Below are 19299 nucleotides of genomic sequence, written 5' to 3'. Positions count from 1 at the left end.
TATTGTCAAATGGGCTGTTCAAACTTTGAAGTAGGGCAGAGGAAGCCCTCTTTGCAGAGATTTCAACCGCAACTACAGCGCTGGCCAGTAAAATGAGCTCGTGTATTTCGATCATATTCTTTCTGTTTTCATAAAAAATAAGCGATAAAAATTCAAAATAGAGAAAAATGTATTTGACAGAACGGGCAATGTAAAATACTATCTGTATTATGTAAAAATTAAATAACTTATCAAGAGAGACTGAGGGACAGGCCCAATGACGTCCAGCAACCATCATTTTTTATGAGAGGTGCTAATTCCTGCAGAGCGTTTGCTCTGAAAGATAAGATCTAGATTAAAACCTATTTCCTATCGGAATAGGTTTTTTGTGTTTTTTGGCCTCATTCATTCAAGCAGCGCAAAGCTTTGGGTATGAAAGAACTTTGCGACTCTCTTTACCAACAAAGGAGTTTTAACATGAAAAGAAAACAGTACATATCCCTTTCTCTGGTTTTATTGCTAGGCGCAGGCGGCGTTCTAAGCGGATGTTCGTCAAAAGAAGCAGCAAGTGCTACAGGCGAGCAAGTGATTCTGGTCGGAACGCAAAACGATTATCCGCCTTTTGCTTTTGCGGATGAGAACAACGAACTGACCGGATACGATGTAGAAGTGGTCAAAGCGGTCGATGAGAAATTGGACGGCTACACGTTCGAATTCACCGCCGTTCCATGGGACAGCATGTTCCTGGCGCTGGAATCCAATAAAATCCAGGCAATTGCCGATCAAGTCGCAAAAACTCCGGAACGCCAGGAAAAGTATTTGTTCACCGATGAATCTTATTTTGCAGCGGAAACCGTTATTGCTGTGAAAACAGGAAGGGAAGACATTCAAACCATTGAGGATTTGGAAGGCAAGAAAATCGGCGCTTTAGCGGGAGATTCTTACACATTGTTGCTTGAGGAGTACAACAAAAAAGCAGAAAAAGCGATTGATTTGAAGTACAGTGAAAGCGGCAACCCTTCAGAAATTTTGCAGGATGTGCAAAACGGCCGGCTTGATGCTTATGTAAACGATCCGATCATGATTAATGCAGTCTTGGAGAAGAATGATTTGGACGTTGAAATTGTCGGCCAGCCTTTGGTTAATGATGATATGGGAATCGTATTGAAAAATGGGGAGCAGGGCGAAGAATTGAAGGCACTGATTGATCCCATTTTGGAAGAACTCAAGCAAGATGGCACTTTAGTTGAACTATCGAAAAAATGGACTGGCGGAGAGTACATCCCTGAATAGGTTTGTGGAGGGGAAGAGACAATGGAGAATTTACTGGATATCAATTTTTTAATAGAAAGCTTTCCGGCAATTATTTCACGGCTGCCCATCACCATAGGGATTGCGGTAGGTTCATTGATTTTAAGCTTGTTTATTGGCGTGACTACCGCCCTCATCAAAATTTACCGGATCCCGGTATTAAGGGTGATTTCATCCATTTACGTATCTTTTATCAGAGGAACCCCTTTATTGGTTCAGATCTATCTTGTATTTTATGGCATACCGAAAATTATTTATTATTTGCAGATCGAATACGGCTGGCTCCAATCGGCGGACGTCAACAGCATTCCACCTGAAGTTTATGCGCTATTGGCGTTTTCCGTGAATCTGGGAGCATACTTGTCCGAAACGATCCGTTCCGCTATTGAATCGGTTGATCGCGGGCAGTTTGAAGCCGCTAAATCGATAGGCATGAGCCCTGCACAGATGATGCTTAAAATCATTTTCCCGCAGGCTCTGACAGTAGCCATACCTAACCTTGGAAATATGTTTATCAGCACCATCAAAGATACCTCTCTTGTTTTCATTATTGGCGTTATAGACATTATGGGGCAAGCCAAAATTCTCGGTTCCCGCGGGTTAGCATTCTTTGAAGTGTATATCGCGGTATCGATTGTCTACTGGATTCTTTGTATAGCAGTAGAGCGATTGCTCGTGAAAATCGAGAAACGGGCTCGCAGATATGAAAGAGGGATTGCTGCATGATCAAATTGGAAAATATCCATAAATATTACGGTAACCAGCATGTGCTGAAAGGGATAAACCTTACAGTTGCCAAAGGTGAAGTGGTTGCCATTTTAGGGCCAAGCGGTTCAGGTAAATCAACATTATTGCGGTGTATTAATTTTTTGGAGCAGCCTAGCGGCGGAATTGTTGAAATCAACGATAAAAGAGTAGATGCTGAAACAGCGAGTAAAGCAGATATCGTTTCTTTAAGAAATTCGACAGGGATGGTCTTTCAGCAATACCATCTATTCAAGAATTTTACCGTTCTGCAAAATGTGATGGTCGGTTTAACCAGTGTCAAGAAAATACATAAAGTTGAAGCTAAGAAAAGAAGTATTGAAATTTTAGAAAGGGTAGGTTTAGCGAATAGGTTAAGCCACTACCCTGCACAACTTTCAGGCGGGCAGCAGCAACGGGTTGGGATTGCTCGTGCACTTGCACTCAATCCGGAAGTCCTATTGTTTGATGAACCGACTTCCTCACTTGATCCAGAACTGGTTGATGAAGTTTTGGCAACGATCAAAAAGGTAGCCAAGGAAGGAAATACGATGCTTATTGTGACACATGAACTGAATTTTGCACGTGACATTTCAGACCGCGTCATTTTCATGGAAGATGGCCTCATTGTTGAAGAAGGAACAGCTGAACAACTTTTTAATGATCCTAAAGTTGAGAGAACGAAGCAATTTTTAAGCAAAGCAATCAGAACCAATTAAAAAATGGTGAAATGAGCTTGGATAGAGGAAGGATGTTTGGATTGAACCCGATAGAGCAGATTTTGAATAGATTTCCTGTCGTGATTCTTGATGGTGCCATGGCCACAGAGCTTGAGAATCATGGCTGTAATTTGAACGATCGCTTGTGGTCCGCAAAAGTATTGATGGAGGATCCTAAGCTGATCAAGCAGGTGCATATGAGTTATTTTGAAGCGGGAGCGGATTGTGCGATTACTGCCAGCTATCAGGCAACTATTAAAGGGTATCAGGAAAGAGGATTAACTGGGGAAGAGGCAATTGGATTGATCAAAAAGTCTGTTCAAATTGCAGCAGAGGCCCGTAATGAATTTTGGGCAGCGTTAAATGATAAATCCAACAGGCCGAAACCTTTAGTTGCGGCTTCTGTAGGTCCATATGGTGCTTTTCTGTCGGATGGCTCTGAATATCGCGGTAATTATTCTATCAGCGAAAGTGAATTGGTCGCTTTTCACCAAGAGCGAATCAGGGCATTGGTGGAAGCAGGGGCCGATATTTTAGCGTGTGAAACCCTCCCATGCCTGATAGAAGCTAAAGCCATTCTAGAGGTGCTGAAGGAATTCCCGGAGGTTTATGCCTGGTTCAGCTTTAGTGCCAAGGATGGCCGCCACATAAGCGATGGAGAAAGAATTTCCAGTTGTGCGGAATGGTTGGATAAAGAACAGCAAGCAGCTGCAATCGGCATTAATTGTTCAGCACCCGATTTTATAGAAACGCTGATTGGAGAAGTAAAAAGCCGAACTTCCAAACCGGTAATTGTTTATCCGAATTCCGGTGAAGAGTATGACGCCATAAGCAAGACATGGGGGGAAGAGTCTTCAACAAATCACTTTGCCTCTAATACACAACGATGGTATAACGCTGGAGCTCAACTGATTGGAGGTTGTTGCAGAACAACCCCAGAGGATATTTCAGCCATTGCTGCATGGGGACGTAATACGGAAAAATAATAGCCAAAAAGGCACCAGGAAAAGGTATAGAGAGCCTGATGTCTTTATTTATCCCAACTATTGTTATAATAAAAGAGTGTCAAAAGCTGAACTATAGCTTTGAACACTCTTTTTTTGCACACAACACGGATTTTACTACTACATCAAGCAGGAAAGTATGGAATCGAAAGCAACAGCAAGTGATTCCTCTCGTTTAGTTGTTACTATAGAATTTAATAAATTGGCGGTAAAAGAAGGAGCCTGCATCCCAAAAGGATGCAGGCTCTATTTCGTTCCTTGCTTTAAACCCGATGATTTTTTGTAATGACTCTGGCGCAGCACTCAGGACGGTAGCGCCTTAACTTTAAATGATTTTATCTAAAGCCAATATGATCTCTGCGGCTTCTTCGACCGCTGCTGCATCGATTCCTTTATAGAACACAAGACGAACCAAATCAGTTAATGCCAATAAAAATATCTAATTTTTCTTATAAATATAAAAATCTATTGATTTCGTATAAAAAATTATATAGTGTGTTAACTATAGATGAAAAGCAGAGAGGAGTTTTACAATGCACAAGATACTTGAGACATATATTCCGATAGCAGAGGTCATTGCAAAAACTTTTGGCCAAGATTGCGAAGTTGTAGTGCATGATTTAACAGTCCCACAAAACTCAGTTGTTTATACAGTTAACAACCATGTAACGGGCAGAAAAGTAGGACAAAGCTTTGACCACCTCATTACAGAAGTATTGCTTTCCCAAAACTTCACGAATGATTTTTCAGCAAATTATTATTTTCAAACGGAAGATGGCAGAACGATAAAATCTTCTACATTGCTCATCAGGGATCAAGAAAAAAAAGTAATGGGGGCGCTATGCATCAATGTTGATACCACGGCCATTACGGAGAATATCAACTGGTTAAGCAAGATGATTCCAGCCAACCCCAATCAATTTCCGAAATCTGTTCCTAAGCAAGAAAACCTTAGTGAAATGGAGCACATACGGGAAATCGCCGATGAATTAATCGACAAAATCATAGGGGATAAACCACTGGAAAAACTACGGCGGGATGAAAAGGTCGAGATGATTCGTTTTATGGAAGAAAAAGGGGTTTTCTTAATACGCGGAACAATTGACAAAGTAGCTGAAAAATTGAATATCTCCAAAGTAACGGTCTATAGCTATATCGAAGAAATTAAAGGGAAAAGCAGTAGCTCAGAGAAAGTTGTATAAATTTTTTCAGATCTTATAAAATTTTATCCGATTTATAAAATAAATTCTAAGGAGAAATCTAATGATGAAATTCATTTCAATTGATGGGGCGAAAGCGAATCCGGGCCATTATTCAGCAGCCACACAACAAGGCAACTTTCTATTCGTTTCAGGCCAGCTGCCAGTCGACCCTTTTACGGGAGAAGGAAGCAGTGGGGATATCGCGGTCGAAACAAAACAAGTATTAGCAAATCTAGACCACATTTTAAAAGCAGCGAGTGCTAAAAGAGAAGATATCATGAAGGTCACTATTTACATTTCAGATATTTCTTTATGGAATGCCGTAGATTCATTATATAAACAGTATTTCGGTGAGCATAAGCCAGCGCGTGCTGTTGTGCCCACGAATCAGCTGCATTATGGATATTCAATTGAACTTGAGGCAGTTGCTTATATCAGCGGGGAAAAGAGGGATTGAGGATGAACTATATTTGTTCCGGCTGCGGTTCCAGTTACCCATTGGAAAGCAATAAATGGAAATGCGATTGCGGAAAGCTGTTGAACCTGGAATATGAGAAAAAGGCAATTGATTTTTGCGAAACTTCCATCTCGCGAAATCATTCACTCTGGAAATACATCGATTCACTGCCATTTGAAGAGGAAGATGTGTGGGAAGACATTACATTAGGAGAAGGGGGTACGCCACTCATCAAACTATCCGAAAATGTCTATGCAAAAGCTGAATATTATATGCCTACGCTGTCATTTAAAGATCGGGGTGCTGTACTGCTCATTGCCATGGCGAAAAAACTTGGCATTGACCGAGTCGTTGCAGACAGCAGCGGAAATGCTGGCACTGCAATTGCTGCTTACGGGGCCAGAGCAGGAATCCAATGTGATATTTTCGTTCCGGATTCCACCTCCAGTAAAAAAATAAAACAAATCGAAGCACATGGTGCTGTCATTCATAAAATTCCGGGAACGAGAGAAGATACAGCAAAAGCGGCAATCGCCATGGTGGAAAAAACAAATTCATTTTATGCTAGCCATATATACAATCCCATCTTTTGGGAAGGTACAAAAACGTATGTTTATGAAGTTTTCGAACAAATGAATGGCGAATTGCCGGATGCATTCATTATTCCAGTCGGAAATGGAACATTGCTGATGGGAGCTTATATTGCCTTGCAAGAATTAATGGCAAGTGGCCAAATTGCGAAAATGCCTAAGCTTCTTGCTGTGCAGGCAGAAGCTTGTGCACCCGTCCTGCATGCTTTTGCTGAAGGAAGAAATACAGTTGATGCTATCAAAAATTCAGGAACTATAGCGGAAGGCATTGCCATTTCAGCACCCGCCAGAGGAACAGAAATTTTACAAGCTATCCGGGATTCAGGCGGTGATATAATCGGCGTATCTGAGGAAAGTATTATGGATGCGAGAAATGAGCTTGCGTTAAAAGGAATCTATGTTGAAATCACATCGGCAGCTAATTACGCCGGATATCTGCAATACTTAGAGAAGTATCCTGAATTAAAAGAACAAAAAGTAGTGTTTCCTTTATGCGGAGCCGGTATAAAGAGTAATTAGGAAATTGATGGAAATAAGGGGATCTGATACGACTGCTTTCTCAATTTTAATTACTGAAGGAGTGCTTTTGATGAAAATGACAGAATTAGATACACCAAGCTTATTGATTGATCGAGAGATAATGATGGATAATATCCGCAGAATGCAATTGTATGCTGATCAATATGACGTTCACCTTCGTCCGCATACGAAAACGCATAAGATGCCTGCACTAGCAAAACTACAAGAAGATGCAGGGGCCAAAGGAATTACTGTGGCAAAAGTCGGCGAAGCAGAGGTAATGGCTGAAAACGGATTGAATGATATCTTCATTGCAAACGAAATAGTAGGCAAAGTTAAGCTGAATCGTGTAAAAAAGCTGGCCGAAACAATTGATATTTCTTTTGGCGTTGATAGCATCGAACAATGCGAAATGATTGAAAATGTATTTAGTGATAGTCATAAGCCTGCTCAGGTTCTTATCGAAATTGAAGTGGGTGAAAATCGTTCAGGTGTCATAGAAGAAAGTGATTATATTCGTTTGGTCGATTATATAAAAAATTGCTCTCATGTAAAACTAAAAGGGATCTTTTCCCATGATGGCCATACATACAAAGCAAAGGATCTTGAAGATTGCCGCCGTCTTTACAACGAAGCACAAAAGCGTACGCTTCGCTTTGCACAACTGGCAGAGGAACAGGGATGTAAGCTTGAAACAGTCAGCATTGGATCTACCCCGCCGCTGCTGCACGATTTTGGAGTTATGGAAGGGATTACTGAGCTGCGAGTCGGAACTTATATTCTCATGGACGTATCCCAAGGAAATGCAATCGGTTCCTATTCTACCTGCGCTGCCAGTGTCCTGACGACCGTCATCAGCAAACCGACGAATGAACGGGTCATTACCGATGTCGGGGCCAAGGGACTGACCATGCAGACAAGAAGTGAAGGGATTTGTGCCACTACTGGAATAGGCTATATCAAAAATTCCGATCAGGTTCATATCGACCAGCTCTTTGATGAACACGCCATTATATATAATGAAGAATTCCGGAACCAAATTGCAATCGGTGAAAAGCTGGAAATTATCCCGAACCATATATGCCCGGTCTGCAATCTCTATGATTATGCTTATCTTGTTTCCGAAGGAGAGGTCGTGGAAGAAATCTCGATCTTAGGCCGAGGGAAGTTACAGTGATCACGTCTATGAAATTAATGAGAAGACAAAAGCGAAACTGCACCATGGAACTAAGCATATCCATCGTTGAGAGTTAAATCCAAGTAAGTGACAATTGTCTGTGAACCTGTGTTGTCCTTGTTCGGCTTTAAATCGATTAATCAAGGGCATATTAGTTCCGCTGAGGAGTTAGTATACGTAGTAGTAACGCATATTCGCGAAAGAGCTCAGTCAATTGGCCAGGCTCTTTTTTGATTATTTCGGTAAAAATTAAGCGCAAACCAATCTTAATTTATTTTAAGACAAAGGCTCAAAATAGAACGAGGTACAAAATTAGTTTAGAGTTAGTAAAAGGAACAGTATATAAGCAAAGAAGCATCAAAAAATCTGGAACTAAAAATACGATGGAGCAGGTGAATTATGGAATTATTTAATAAGGACACCGATATCTCTCACTTAAATTTAGTCACTGAAAGCAATCAAGTAAAAGTTAGGTTTGATTTAGCCGATAAAGAGCTGACGATTGATTTGTATATAAGTCCCGAAAAAAAAGTATGCATTATAGGCCAAAAAGCCAATTACATCTGCTGGTGCTCGATAACCGATTTAAATGATAGAGAAAACAATAAAAAGATATTCAATTACATAGCAAACAATCCTTTTGATAAGTTTACCTACGAATACTTAGCTATGGGAAACGAAAAATATGGTGAAATAAGGGATTGGTATAGAGGGACAATAACAAGATCACCTAAAGAGGGAATAGCTTGGAAAACGCCTTTTGGACAATTTGGCGATGGTGAAGATCCTGAGGTCTACGGCGAATTTTTTGCCGACACTCTTGTATGGTTTTATCAAGAACTATTGGAAAAATGCAGCTTCAGAATTAGAAGCAGCATGTATAAAGTTGTATTGAATAATTACTTGGATTTATTGAACAAAGAAGTGGATTACAATCAAATAAAACCGTTAATGTCTATCTTGGAAAACGAGTCTTATTTAAGAGTAAGCCCTGACAAAACCATACGAGAGCTGTATTTAGAATGCATGAAAAAAGGCCGTTATTTATATAACCGTTACATGGATAAAGTAAGGTGAAGCAGCTATCTTATTTCCTGAAAAAGGGCGCTCTTAATCTGAAAGATTGATGCAGCAGTAAAACTCATTTTTATTAATGCATAGTGTCTCCGTTTGAGAATAGGCTCCTTTTTTCAGCTTGGTGAGAAAGTTGGAATTTGTATTAGTGATCATCCCTTAATCGATATTCCGCCAACCAGCTGCGAAGACATTGGCCAAGTCTTTGCGACGAAGCGCATAGCGCTGCAGGAGCAGAACGGTTTTCTCCGTTGTTTAGCTCCATATCTAAAGAGCAAGCACAAACATTCGAGAGCTTTCCGAATCAGCTCCCTATCCCAGAGAATCTCTAAAGGTGACAAAAGAGAGCTGAATGCAGTGGAAGGCGGCGACTCCTGTGGGAATAGGGCGAGTCCTGAGACCCCGCAGAGAGCGCCAGGGAGCGAGGAGGCTCAGGCCGCACCCCACGGAAAGCGTCCGCCCTGGAGCGAAATGACAGAAGAATATACGAGTTTCTCGACAGCGTGAAAAAAGGAGCCTGCATCTTTTATGATGTAGGCTCCTTTTTTATAAGGATACTTTAGTTAAGGTGCTTCCTAATTCGGAAAAGGTTCGGGCTGAGTTCATTTAAAGCAATAGCGGCTAGTATAATCGCGATGCCGAACCATTGGTACGGCGACACAACTTCTGACAGAATAAGGCTGGCCGACAGAATGGCGATCGGCAATTCTATAGACGTTAAGATATTGGCAACTCCTCCCGACACCAAAGGCGCACCAGCCGCAAAAAATAATGGCGGCAGGACTGCCCCAAACAGCGAAACACCCACTGCAGTTGCAAACAAATCTTTCTCCAATGGCAATACAGTTGGCATGTCACCCATGAATACGACAAGCACTAAAATGGTTGAACCTGTCACCATCAGAGAACTGCGCGTCCACGGATCCACGTTTACAGCCACCTTGCCACTGCAAAAAATAAATCCGGCGTAGGTGAATGCGGATAGAATTCCAAAAATGAACCCTTTAATCGGCAATCCTTGTATGTCGCCATTTACAAAATTTGAAGCAAAAAAGACCCCTATTAAGATTAATAGGATGGATAAGACTGTTACAGGAGCAGGTTTTATTTTACTGAAAATCCATTCCAAGATAATCCCGATCCACACGAATTGGAACATTAAAATTATGGCTAATGAAGCCGGCAAATATTGCATTGAACCGTAATAAAAAATACTTGTTAAGCCGATAAAACAGCCGGTCATCATAATTTGAAGAACATTCTTCTTATGGAGCCCTTTAAAACTGGAGCGTTTAAGGAGAGTGAAAGACCATAATAAAAAGAAGGAAACTACCATTTGAACGATATTGATTTGGCCAAGTGAATAGCCGTGGCTAAACCCAATTTTGGCAAATATCGGAGTAAATCCGAAAAATGACGCACCTATTAATATATAGATAACACCTTTATTAAAATTCATCATCTAACCCCCTTCGTGCCAAGGCACAACTAGATTATCATATCATAAATAAGATGAAGATTAACCGTTCCTCCAGCAGTTAATGTGAGAGAATAAACGATGCTTCATGGGAGCAATCTTTAATGCAAAGCAAAAGGACTGTTGAGAGGAATTAAATTCCTTTCAACAGTCCTTTACTTTTATTCAAGCTTTTTATACCAAAACAGGGACTTCGCTTCTGATGAGGTAATCGAACGCACTCAATGAAGCAGTGGCGCCGGATCCCATCGAAATGATGATTTGTTTATACGGGCTGTTTGTGCAGTCGCCTGCAGCAAACACGCCAGGTACACTTGTTGCTCCGCGCTGATCGATAACAATCTCGCCGAATTTATTGCGTTCAACGGTGTCGCCTAACCAGTCTGTATTCGGAACAAGACCGATTTGAACAAATACTCCCGAGAGTTCGACATGTTTTACGTCTCCTGTTTCACGTTCAACATAAGAAATGCCGTTCACTTTGTCTGTTCCTGTGATTTCCTGCGTTTGGGCATTGGTTACGACCGTTACGTTCGGCAGGCTGTGCAGGCGGTCTTGCAGGACCGAATCTGCTTTCAGCTCTGAATTGTATTCAAGAACGGTAACGTGGTTCACAATATTCGCCAGGTCGATGGCTGCTTCGACGCCGGAGTTACCGCCGCCAATAACGGCTACATCTTTGCCGGCAAATAATGGGCCATCACAGTGTGGGCAGTAAGCTACCCCTTTGTTCTTGAATTCAGCTTCGCCAGGCACTCCGACGTTGCGCCAGCGGGCACCTGTCGAAAGAATGACAGTTTTGCCTTTTACAACAGCGCCGTTTTCAAGTTCAATTTCGATGTAATCCTTCTTTTCTAAACGCTTGGCACGTTGCAGATTCATCACATCGATGTTGTACTCTTTCACGTGTTCTTCCAGGCTTGCTGCGAACTTAGGCCCTTCCGTTTGCTTGACGCTGACAAAGTTTTCAATGCTCATCGTATCCAACACTTGACCGCCAAAGCGTTCAGCGACAATACCCGTCCGAATGCCTTTGCGTGCTGCATAGATGGCTGCACTTGCACCGGCCGGTCCTCCTCCGACTACAAGAACCTCGTAAGGCTCTTTGTCCGCAAATTCAGATGCATCTGGAGCACTGCCCAATTTAGCAAGCAATTCTTCCAATGACATCCGTCCGCTGGAGAAAGATTCCCCGTTTAGGAACACAGTCGGAACTGCCATGATGTCTTTGCTTTCAACCTCTTCTTTAAATGCCGCACCGTCAATCATCGTATGCGTTATATTCGGGTTGAGGACACTCATCAAGTTCAGCCCTTGGACAACTTCCGGACAGTTTTGGCAGCTTAAGCTAATGTAAGAGTCGAAATGGTAAGTGCCTTCAATGCTCTTGATTTGGTCAATCACTTTCTGCTCGACTTTCGGAGCCCGCCCGCTAACTTGCAAGAGAGCAAGCACTAAAGAAGTAAATTCATGGCCAAGAGGGATGCCCGCAAATGTGATTCCGGTATCTTCTCCGACACGGTTTACGCTAAAGCTCGGTGTTCTTTCCAACTCTGTGCGTTCAACTTTAATGTTGGCAGACATGGTGGATAGTTCGTCTACTAGAGCCAACATATCACGGGAAACATCGTCTCTTCCTGCACTGACTTTAAGCAGCACATCGCCTTCAAGCAGTTGTAGATATTGTCCTAATTGTGCTTTTATATCTGCATCTAGTATCATTGTCAAAACTCCTTATATTTTCCCTACAAGGTCAAGGCTTGGCTTAAGTGTTGCGCCGCCTTCTTCCCATTTTGCAGGGCAAACTTCTCCTGGATTGTTGCGAACATACTGTGCGGCTTTAATCTTGCCGACAAGCGTGCTTGCATCGCGGCCAATGCCGTCTGCGTTGATTTCTGCTGCTTGGACAATACCTTCTGGATCAATGATGAACGTACCGCGTTGTGCCAGGCCTGCTTCTTCGTCAAGAACATCGAAGCTGCGAGTAATTCTTTGTGAAGGGTCACCGATCATAACATATTCGATCGTGCTGATCGCATCTGAATGATCGTGCCATGCTTTATGAGTGAAATGAGTATCCGTTGAAACAGAATACACTTCAACTCCTAGATTTTTCAGAGTAGCATATTGCTTTTGAAGATCCTCAAGTTCAGTAGGGCAAACGAATGTAAAGTCTGCTGGATAAAAGCAAACGACACTCCATTGTCCTTTCATGTTTTCTTCAGTAACCTCGATAAATTCACCGCTTCCAGCATTGTAAGCTGAAGTTTTAAATGGTTGGATTTCTTTTCCGATCAATGACATATAAAATACCTCCTAGATGTTTTTTAGAATGATTATAGTCAGTGATTCAAAAAAATATTAATCAAAGCGTTTCACCTTAATTAATATAATTATTTAACTATAATGATTCTAATCATATATCTATTGTTATATGAATTTGGTTTTTTGTCAAAGGTAACCTCTTATTTCAAAATCCCTCTTTAAAACTGAAGAATTCCGTGTATTAACTTGCAGTTCGCTAATTCTGATTTAAGTTGAAAGTTGTAAAACAACGGCTAACAATAGATATCAGAATAATATTAATCTTCAATAATCTTAAGTATTTCTCAATCAAGGAGCATTAACTGATAGAAGAATCAATTTCTGGTACAAGGATTAGAACTCAATAAGGCAATTATTTAATGGGGACGCAGCACCAGTCGCCGCGTCCTTGTTAAAAATAGTTTCGGTAAATTTCCTGTTCTTTGTTTTCCCTCTATAATTGCAGGCCTGTCCATTGCCAATAAGAAAAATAAAACAGCATCATCACACCGATATAAAGAGGCATTAATAGGACGCTTATTTTTAACAAAGTTCGGGCATTGTATGAGGCTCCTTCATCTTCATAAAAGAGAAGCAACGCTTTTGAACTGACAGGAAACGTCACGCAATAATTCATGCCGATCAAACTTAAAAACACGACGGTTGAAGGGTTTACTCCGATCGCTTCACTGAACAGCAAGAATCCGGGAATAAAGACGATGGCACGTGTAGTATGCGATGTAATATACAAATGGCTTGTCACCGATACGAGCAGAATGACCAACACAATCTGCCAATCCGGGGCATCTGTAAATAAATACAGAAAGGCCAGCATTTCTTTTTCCAGCCATTTGACGACGCCTGTTTCCACCAATATTTTTCCAAGTGCGGCAGCAGCAGCGACAAACAAAATTAAATTCCACGACACGGATTTCATTCCTTGTTTCCAGCTGATAATTCCGTAGTTCGGCGCCATGACTAAGATGGCACCGACCATCGCAACAAAAGCAATGTCATAGCCATGGATACTTTCTGTCATCCAAAAGGCGATTAAAGAAACCAGCAAGATCAAGGTCTTTTTTTCTGTTGGGTTCAGCTGTTTTTTCAAAACAGCTGTTTCAGCTGTTTGATCGCCTTTCGGCATTTTTCCACCATTTTTCGGCCAGAGCGTCCATTTGACCACTAAAAAAGAAACAAGCGTCATCACCAATGCGAAAGGAAGCCCCCACACAAACCATTGGATAAAAGAAATGGATTGATGAACGGTGCTTTCAAGCAAGCCAATCCCGATTAAATGAGAACCTGCTCCGATAAGGGTAGCGGAGGTGCTCATTAAAATGATGATGGGCGCTAAAAGGACCAAAACATTTTGTTCTTTTTCCGTATATTTTTGGCGCAATTGATTGATAATCGGCATGGCCAACGCTGCCCGTCCGGAAGTTGAAGGGATGAAAAACACCGAGGCAAATAAAACAGAACTTACTCCGGCCAGTACACGTCCTTTTTCCTTTGATTTGCTCAATATGATCAGGATTAATCTTTGGGCTAATCCAGACTCTTTGACGGCATTGCCGATGATAAAAGAGCCGATCATCAACCAAACCACTTCCTCTGAAAGTGATTCATATAACAGCTCCGGTTCAGCCGCATTCATGATGATAACAAATGCAATGAGTGAAATGGCTACAAATCCAGCTGGTATTTTCGTGGCAACCCATAAAATCATCGCTGATAAAAAAGCAAATAAAGCAATCTTTGAACGATAGTCCAAGTCATCAATCAAAACTATGGCTAGCAAGAACAGAATATGTAAAACAACAAGAACCATCGGCTTTGGAAATGCACGGATACGGGATATTAATGGATAATCCTTTTTGGTTTTCTTTTCTAATCCCTCAATCATATTAGACAGGCACCTTCTTCAACACACCTTTATTTGTCATCCTCCAGCCGATGGCAACTTTCCGCAGTGCGGAATAGGTGCTTTCCTCTATCCATTTCGGCGCATTTTCCATAGCCATTTCCAAGGAAACGGGTTTTTGAATAATACTGCTGTAAGCGTCTATACCGGTCTGGTAGTTCAGGTCTGCTCCTTCTCCAATGGTTCCGGTAATTGCAATGACAGGGATATGGCTCGTTTTGGCAATCCGCGCTACCTCTGACGGAATTTTACCGTTTGGCGTTTGAAAATCCAAGCTGCCTTCTGCCGTGAACACCATATCGGCTGTTGAAATTTCCTTCTCGATATTGATAAAGTCCATAATGATATCAAAGCGGGGGTGCAGGACGGCATTTGTAAATGCAAGAAGGCCCGCGCCTAAACCTCCGGATGCGCCGCTGCCCGGCAACGTGCGAACATCCAATCCGGTTCCTTCCTGAATGACGCCAGCATAATGTTCCAGTGCTGAAGATAAGGCTTCAACCTGCTCTGAATTAGCGCCTTTTTGAGGCCCAAACACTCTGGCCACGCCTTTTTCCCCGCATAAGATGTTCTTCCAATTACAAGCCACATCGATGGATACATTCTTTAATCGGCCATCTATATTCGCAGTTGTGAGGGAATCCACTGCCAATAAATCTTCGCCGCCTTTGATATGGACCTTTTGCTGTTCCTTGTTTAAAAATTGAACCCCTAACGCTTCAGCCATGCCGGCACCGCCATCTGAAGTGCCGGAATCTCCACAGCCAATCAAGATATGGTCTACCTCGAAATCTAAAGCAGCGATTATTAATTCGCCTACCCCGTAAGTAGTGGTTTTTAACGGGTTTCGTTCATTGCGAGGGACCAGTTTCAGCCCTGCGACCGCGGCCATCTCGATAACAGCTATCCGTTGACCGTTCTCTTTGTACAAGCCGAAATAACTGCTGATTTTCTTTCCAACGGGCCCTGTCACTTCTTTATGGATGATAGAGCCGCCTTTTATATTGATGATTGTTCTAACAAACCCTTCACCGCCGTCGATCATCGGAATCACTACTGCATCAATCGACGGATCGAAGCGCTTTACCCCTCGTTCCATTGCTGCCGCAACTTCTTCCGCATCCAAACATTCTTTAAAACCTGAAGGCACTATTACAATCTTCATCTTTAAACTCCTCCTCAAACTCTGATACTTTCTAAGTTACCTTCCGAATATGAGAAGAAGATGAGAAAATCATGAGAATTTGAGTATAAATTAGGAAAATATTAGAAAATAAATTTGTGAAAGTCGCAAAAGGAATAATATAGAACGAAATGAGCCGAGATTAACCGGAAGAAGATGCATTGAAGAAGAATGGAGAGCCGTTTAATGCATTGAAGGAGAGGGAGGAGGAGAAAAATAAATGCCTTACTTTCTATTCTTCATAGAAATGTAAGGCTGATTTAGAAATCCAATATTATCATTCGTAATTTGTCCTGCCTAAAATGTGCAAACAAAAATCCAGGTCTGCTTGAAGATGAGTCTCCATAAGCAATTTTGCCGCTTGGCTGTCTCTGGCTTTAATGGCTTCATAAATTTTCTGGTGTTCTTCGATCAAGTGGGGGCGTTTGTGCAGCACTACAGTCTTGCGGAAAAGATAAATGATTGACTGCATCCGGTTGAGAATGTCGACGATTTGTGAATTGCCGCTGGCTTGAACAATGATTTCATGAAAATGTTCATTTGCTTTCATCACCTCTTCAGTTGTTCCTTCTCTCCCAATTCTAATGCATTGAGAAAGCAAATCCAGTTCCTTTTCAGGCAAATAAATGGCGGCTGTTTGACTTGAAAAGCCCTCTAAAAGAATTCTCACTTGAAATAAGTTCCGCAGATCTTTCTCGGTAGGCTGTACGATCTTTTTATTTACGATAAGGCCTTCATATTCTAATTGTCTTAGAGCTTCCCGGATCGGTGTACGGCTGCAGCCTAATTCTTGGGCAAGCCTTTCCTCAACAATTTTTGTGCCGCTCGGGAGATCCCCATTTAATATCCTGTCACGCATCACTTCGTACGCTTGATGAGAAGCGGTCCGAGAATTCTTAATGCCCTGACTCATTTCAATCACTCCTATTTTTTACAAAACCTAACTGTCATTAACGTATCAAAAAAAGTGAAAAAAAGATAGAGACTCTACGGGTAAAGACCAATAGGCAAGTTTCAATAAGCAGGCGCATAACTAGTAAAATGTATACAAAATGATACCATATTGTATACAAAAAATAAAAAAGAGTATACAATTCAACATGTAAGGGCTTTCTATAATCAAATTTAAGCAAACAATATAAGAAAATCGATTTTTATGAAAATAGAACAAACGAATAATTGAGGAGGAATATAGGATGAAAAAAATAGGATTTATTGGTTTAGGAATCATGGGAAAACCGATGGCAGCAAATCTTTTGTCAAAAGGATATGAAGTAACGGTCAACGATCTTAACGAAGCTGCCGTTCAGTCTTTGGTGGAATTAGGTGCAAACCGTGCGGAATCTGCGAAAGTAATCGGAGAAAGCTGTGAAGTGGTCATTACAATGCTTCCTGCCAACAAACATGTGCAACAAGTTGTTCTAGGAGAAAATGGTGTTCTTAGCGGAGCGGAACCAGGAACGGTCATTATCGATATGAGTTCCATAACTCCAGTAGTTTCAAAAGAAATTGCTGCATTGGCATTGGAAAAAGGTGTGGAAATGATGGATGCTCCTGTTAGTGGAGGAGAACCGAAGGCCATCGATGGAACTTTGGCAATCATGGTAGGCGGGAAAGAAGAAGTCTTTGAGCAAGTGAAAGATGTTCTTTACGCCATGGGCAGTGAAGTGACATTGGTAGGCGGAAATGGCAGCGGTACGACCGCGAAATTAGCCAACCAAGTAATCGTCAATTTAAATATTGCCGCTATGTCTGAAGCATTGGTTTTAGCAAGCAAAGCGGGCATTGATGTGGAAAAAATGTACAAGGCCATCAGAGGCGGATTAGCAGGAAGTGCTGTCCTCGATGCGAAAGTTCCGTTAATTCTTGACCGCAACTTTGTAGCTGGCGGTAGAATTGATATCAACATGAAAGACATTACGAACGTCATTGATACGGCTCATGAGATTGGCGTGCCGATGCCGTTATCAAGCCAATTGCTGGAAATCTTCCATGCATTGAAAGTAGACGGAAAATCTGCCGATGACCATGGCGGCATTGTTCAATACTTTGAAAAACTGTCAAATGTTGAAGTAAGGAGAGGTTGAAAATGAGCGTGATTAAAAGTACGGATATAAGATTAGTTGACGATGTTTTCAAGGGAATTCCGGAAGTGGACAGAAATGCTGTAACGGAAATGCTGAAAAGCGAACTGGCTGATCTGAATAAAAAAATCATAGTGCTTGATGATGATCCTACTGGTGTACAAACCGTTCATAACATCTCTGTATACACGGATTGGTCGGTAGACAGTATTGAAAAAGGTTTCGCAGAGCAAAATGCGATGTTTTTCATCTTAACGAACTCCCGAGGCTTTACAGCAGCTGAAACAGAAAAAGCACATAAAGAAATTGCTGAAAATGCATTGGAAGCAGCGAAGAAGCAAGGCAAGGATTTTATCATCATCAGCCGTGGAGATTCGACTTTGCGCGGCCACTATCCGCTTGAAACAGAGGTATTGAAGGAAACAATCGAATCCGGTTCAGACATCAAGTTTGACGGAGAAGTAATTGTTCCATTCTTTAAAGAAGGCGGCCGTTTCACCGTCGACAACATCCACTATGTGCAGCATGAAGACCATTTGGTGCCGGCTGGCGAAACGGAATTTGCGAAAGACCGGACATTCGGCTACACAAAATCTCATTTAGGTGAATGGGCTGAAGAAAAATCAAATGGCAGATTCAAAGCGGAAAACGCAACGTATATCTCACTCGAAAGCTTAAGAGCGCTTGAAGTCGATAAGATTGCGGATCAATTGCTTGAAGTGAAAGACTTCAATAAAGTCATCGTTAACGCGATAGATTACGTCGATATCGAAATTTTCACCATAGCACTCATCAAAGCGATGAAAGCCGGCAAACATTTCATGTTCAGAAGTGCAGCTGCTCTTACCAAGGTAATAGGGGGAGTCAGTGATAAAGGGTTGCTTACGAGAGAAGAGCTGATCAAGGAAGAGTCTGGCAATGGGGGTTTGATCATTGTAGGTTCTCACGTTAAAAAGACAACGGAGCAGCTTGAGGAATTGAAGAAATGTGATTTTATTGAGTTTATCGAGTTTAATGTCCATCTTGTATTGGATCCGGAACAGTTTAAAGCTGAAACCGAACGGGTCATTGAAACATGTGAAAATCTTATCCGTTCAGGTAAAACAGTAGCCGTTTACACAAAACGGGAAAGAATGGATCTTGGCGAAGGCAAAAAAGAAGAGGAACTTATGCTATCGGTTAGAATCTCTGACGCCGTAACCAGCATCGTTCAAACCTTGAATGTGAGACCAAGCTATATTGTTGCGAAAGGCGGCATTACTTCAAGTGATATCGGAACAAAAGGGCTTGAAGTAAAGAGAGCGACTGTTGCTGGGCAGATTAAGCCTGGAATCCCAGTATGGTTCACTGGAGAAGAAAGCAAATTCCCAGGCATTTCCTATATTATCTTCCCAGGAAATGTAGGAACAAAAACTGCCCTTAAAGAGACGGTTGAACTATTAGATAAATAAGGGAATTATATGGATCCGTTAAAAATTTTCATTCGTATACGGCTGCATCATATTCGATAGGGCAGCCGTATACAACCGGAAAGAGTTTTGAAAACGAATACAA

17 protein-coding genes and 1 riboswitch are annotated in these 19299 nt (G+C 41.7%); of the genes, 11 read left to right on the top strand and 6 right to left on the bottom strand.

The window, feature by feature from the left end:
• The first annotated feature begins 224 nt into the window (after positions 1 to 224).
• Positions 225 to 329: riboswitch (SAM riboswitch) on the top strand.
• Between the two features lie 127 nt (positions 330 to 456).
• The 9 genes from QWY16_RS19120 to QWY16_RS19080 all read left to right on the top strand — a co-directional run bounded on the left by QWY16_RS19120 (position 457) and on the right by QWY16_RS19080 (position 8779).
• Positions 457 to 1272 carry a transporter substrate-binding domain-containing protein gene (locus QWY16_RS19120; protein WP_300990823.1) on the top strand — a complete coding sequence of 272 codons (816 nt, stop codon included), beginning with the start codon at positions 457 to 459 and terminating at the stop codon, positions 1270 to 1272.
• A gap of 21 nt (positions 1273 to 1293) precedes the next feature.
• On the top strand, positions 1294 to 2016 hold the full coding sequence (locus QWY16_RS19115; RefSeq protein ID WP_300990822.1) for an amino acid ABC transporter permease: 723 nt from the start codon (positions 1294 to 1296) through the stop codon (positions 2014 to 2016).
• The gene (locus QWY16_RS19110) at positions 2013 to 2753 is read left to right on the top strand and encodes an amino acid ABC transporter ATP-binding protein (protein ID WP_300990821.1); all 741 of its coding nucleotides are present in this window, start codon (positions 2013 to 2015) and stop codon (positions 2751 to 2753) included. Before QWY16_RS19115 ends, QWY16_RS19110 begins: the two co-directional genes overlap by 4 nt.
• Before the next feature lie 41 nt (positions 2754 to 2794).
• Positions 2795 to 3739, top strand: coding sequence for a homocysteine S-methyltransferase (gene mmuM, locus QWY16_RS19105; RefSeq protein WP_300990820.1), 945 nt, complete (start codon positions 2795 to 2797; stop codon positions 3737 to 3739).
• A 551-nt stretch (positions 3740 to 4290) separates the two neighbouring features.
• Complete coding sequence (locus QWY16_RS19100; protein ID WP_300990819.1) at positions 4291 to 4959, top strand: helix-turn-helix transcriptional regulator; 669 nt, start codon at positions 4291 to 4293, stop codon at positions 4957 to 4959.
• A gap of 61 nt (positions 4960 to 5020) precedes the next feature.
• Complete coding sequence (locus QWY16_RS19095) at positions 5021 to 5416, top strand: RidA family protein (RefSeq protein WP_300990818.1); 396 nt, start codon at positions 5021 to 5023, stop codon at positions 5414 to 5416.
• 2 nt (positions 5417 to 5418) lie between these two features.
• Positions 5419 to 6525 (top strand): threonine synthase, encoded by a 1107-nt coding sequence (locus QWY16_RS19090; protein WP_300990817.1) that lies wholly within the window; start codon positions 5419 to 5421, stop codon positions 6523 to 6525.
• Positions 6526 to 6595: 70 nt separating this feature from the next.
• The gene (locus QWY16_RS19085; protein ID WP_300990816.1) at positions 6596 to 7702 is read left to right on the top strand and encodes a D-TA family PLP-dependent enzyme; all 1107 of its coding nucleotides are present in this window, start codon (positions 6596 to 6598) and stop codon (positions 7700 to 7702) included.
• 399 nt (positions 7703 to 8101) lie between these two features.
• Positions 8102 to 8779: a hypothetical protein gene (locus QWY16_RS19080; RefSeq protein WP_300990815.1), complete on the top strand. Its 678-nt coding sequence runs from the start codon at positions 8102 to 8104 to the stop codon at positions 8777 to 8779.
• Positions 8780 to 9335: 556 nt separating this feature from the next.
• Here QWY16_RS19080 and QWY16_RS19075 read toward each other — a convergent pair.
• The 6 genes from QWY16_RS19075 to QWY16_RS19050 form a co-directional block, all read right to left on the bottom strand.
• Positions 9336 to 10238, bottom strand: coding sequence for an EamA family transporter (locus QWY16_RS19075; RefSeq protein WP_300990814.1), 903 nt, complete (start codon positions 10236 to 10238; stop codon positions 9336 to 9338).
• Positions 10239 to 10427: 189 nt separating this feature from the next.
• Positions 10428 to 11975 carry an alkyl hydroperoxide reductase subunit F gene (gene ahpF, locus QWY16_RS19070; protein ID WP_300990813.1) on the bottom strand — a complete coding sequence of 516 codons (1548 nt, stop codon included), beginning with the start codon at positions 11973 to 11975 and terminating at the stop codon, positions 10428 to 10430.
• A gap of 12 nt (positions 11976 to 11987) precedes the next feature.
• A complete protein-coding gene (ahpC, locus tag QWY16_RS19065) occupies positions 11988 to 12557 on the bottom strand; it encodes an alkyl hydroperoxide reductase subunit C (RefSeq protein ID WP_300990812.1) in 570 nt (189 codons plus the stop codon).
• Between the two features lie 454 nt (positions 12558 to 13011).
• A complete protein-coding gene (locus QWY16_RS19060; protein ID WP_300990811.1) occupies positions 13012 to 14460 on the bottom strand; it encodes an SLC13 family permease in 1449 nt (482 codons plus the stop codon).
• A gap of 1 nt (position 14461) precedes the next feature.
• Positions 14462 to 15643: a glycerate kinase family protein gene (locus QWY16_RS19055; protein ID WP_300990810.1), complete on the bottom strand. Its 1182-nt coding sequence runs from the start codon at positions 15641 to 15643 to the stop codon at positions 14462 to 14464.
• A 295-nt stretch (positions 15644 to 15938) separates the two neighbouring features.
• Complete coding sequence (locus QWY16_RS19050; RefSeq protein WP_300990809.1) at positions 15939 to 16574, bottom strand: GntR family transcriptional regulator; 636 nt, start codon at positions 16572 to 16574, stop codon at positions 15939 to 15941.
• A 265-nt stretch (positions 16575 to 16839) separates the two neighbouring features.
• On the opposite strand from QWY16_RS19050, the gene garR reads away from it, so the two are divergent.
• Both garR and QWY16_RS19040 read left to right on the top strand, forming a co-directional pair.
• On the top strand, positions 16840 to 17748 hold the full coding sequence (garR, locus tag QWY16_RS19045) for a 2-hydroxy-3-oxopropionate reductase (RefSeq protein ID WP_300993536.1): 909 nt from the start codon (positions 16840 to 16842) through the stop codon (positions 17746 to 17748).
• A gap of 2 nt (positions 17749 to 17750) precedes the next feature.
• On the top strand, positions 17751 to 19196 hold the full coding sequence (locus QWY16_RS19040) for a four-carbon acid sugar kinase family protein (RefSeq protein WP_300990808.1): 1446 nt from the start codon (positions 17751 to 17753) through the stop codon (positions 19194 to 19196).
• The last annotated feature ends 103 nt before the right edge of the window (positions 19197 to 19299 follow it).

The organism is Planococcus shenhongbingii, from assembly GCF_030413635.1.
Taxonomy (GTDB): domain Bacteria; phylum Bacillota; class Bacilli; order Bacillales_A; family Planococcaceae; genus Planococcus; species Planococcus shenhongbingii.
Note: the sequence above shows the minus strand (reverse complement) of the source record. Positions and strands in the feature narration are given on the sequence as shown.